Origin of the sequence: Fulvivirga kasyanovii (assembly GCF_009711405.1) — a bacterium.
GTDB lineage: Bacteria > Bacteroidota > Bacteroidia > Cytophagales > Cyclobacteriaceae > Fulvivirga > Fulvivirga kasyanovii.
The window spans coordinates 169-625 of record NZ_SMLW01000171.1 but is presented as its reverse complement, the minus strand read 5'-3'; the positions used below and the strand labels follow the sequence as shown (position 1 = coordinate 625).

1 CRISPR repeat array is annotated in these 457 nt (G+C 42.9%).

What is annotated here, in order from left to right:
- Positions 1–65 precede the first annotated feature (65 nt).
- Positions 66–424: direct repeats of the CRISPR family, unit length 31 nt; unit sequence GATTTCAATTCCTCTCAGGTACGATTAGCAG.
- Between the last annotated feature and the right edge of the window lie 33 nt (positions 425–457).

Genomic DNA, 457 nt, shown 5'->3' with positions numbered 1-457 from the left:
TTCAATTCCTCTCAGGTACGATTAGCAGTCGTCTATTTCTACTAGTGCTTCCGGTACATATCCTGGATTTCAATTCCTCTCAGGTACGATTAGCAGAGCCTCAAACGTAAGTTTCAGCGACGGGCAAATTTGGATTTCAATTCCTCTCAGGTACGATTAGCAGTGTATCGTTGATGGCTTCTAAAACCTGCGTGGCGGATTTCAATTCCTCTCAGGTACGATTAGCAGAACAAACCGGTGAGATATACATGGTCGATAAAGCCAGATTTCAATTCCTCTCAGGTACGATTAGCAGTACACCCGCAGATTGATCTTTCATATCCAAATGGATTTCAATTCCTCTCAGGTACGATTAGCAGCTCAAGTCTTAGTTTGTTACTAACTATCGCAGCGGATTTCAATTCCTCTCAGGTACGATTAGCAGCCAAAACTACCTTGCCAACCAGCAAAAAACCAA